Origin of the sequence: Thiorhodococcus mannitoliphagus (assembly GCF_010915725.1) — a bacterium.
GTDB classification, from domain to species: domain Bacteria; phylum Pseudomonadota; class Gammaproteobacteria; order Chromatiales; family Chromatiaceae; genus Thiorhodococcus; species Thiorhodococcus mannitoliphagus.
In genome coordinates this window covers 1-1,042 of the sequence record NZ_JAAIJR010000355.1, presented here as the reverse complement: position 1 = coordinate 1,042, position 1,042 = coordinate 1, and the positions used below count along the sequence as shown (strand labels likewise).

Annotated in this window: 1 protein-coding gene; it reads left to right on the top strand. The window is 67.6% G+C overall.

All coding sequences use genetic code 11. The features are described 5' to 3' along the window. Nucleotides 1-1,042, top strand: a 1,042-nt coding sequence (locus tag G3480_RS26840; RefSeq protein WP_164657238.1) for a DDE-type integrase/transposase/recombinase, incomplete at both ends; no start/stop codon positions are given.

Here is a 1,042-nt window from a genome sequence, read left to right as displayed (position 1 = left end):
CGCGCTGGCTGAGCGCCACTACGACATCCCCGGCTCAAAGAACACCCGCCTGAGCGAGAAGACGATTGAGGCCTGGTACTACGCCTGGCTGCGCGGCGGGATCGAGGCGCTTGAGCCCAAGGCACGCGCGGACCGCGGACAGTCGAAGATTCCCCCCGCGATCCAGGAGGCGATCCTGGCGGCCAAGCGCGAGAATCCGCGCCGCTCCATCGACCGTCTCTGCCGCCTGCTCGAGCGCCGTGGTCAGGTCGCGGCCGGGCAGCTCACGCGCTCGGCCGTGCACCGTCTGTTACAGGCCCATGGGCTCTCGCGCCCGAGCGGGACGCCGAGCGAGCCGCAGGAGCACCGTGCCTTTGTCGCCGAGCACGCCGGTGACATCTGGTATGGCGATGTGATGCACGGCCCGCGCGTGCCGATCGCGGGCGCCCTGGGCAAGGCGTATTTGGTCTCGCTGATGGACGATGCCTCACGCTTGATCGCCCATTCGGCCTTTCGCCCCGGCGAGACGGCCCTCGATATCGAGGCGGTGCTCAAGCAGGCCGTGCTCAAGCGTGGGCTGCCGGTGAAGCTAGTGATCGACAACGGTCCGGCCTATCGCGCCAAGACGCTGCAAGAGATCTGCGCCCGCCTGGGCATCCACCTGGTCTACTGCCGTCCCTATCATCCAGAGGGCAAAGGGAAGCTGGAGCGCTGGCACCGCACCTTCCGCGATCAGTTCTTGGGCGAGCTCGAGGTCGCGCGCATCGGCGATCTCGAGGATCTCAACGCCCGTCTGTGGAGCTGGATCGAAGCCGTCTATCACCGCACGCCCCATGGGGGGCTGGCGGGGCAAACCCCATTGGCGCGCTATCAGCAGGATCTCGCGCGCATCCGTACCTTGGGCGAGCACGCCCCCCGCCTCGATGCGCTGTTCTATCACCGCCTCACCCGGAAGGTGCGCAAGGACGGCACGCTGTCCTACCAGGGCCGCTTCTTCGAAGTGCCCTATGCGCTGTCTGGGCGCTGCGTGCGCGTGGTCGTCGATCCCCATAGCGGTCAGGCT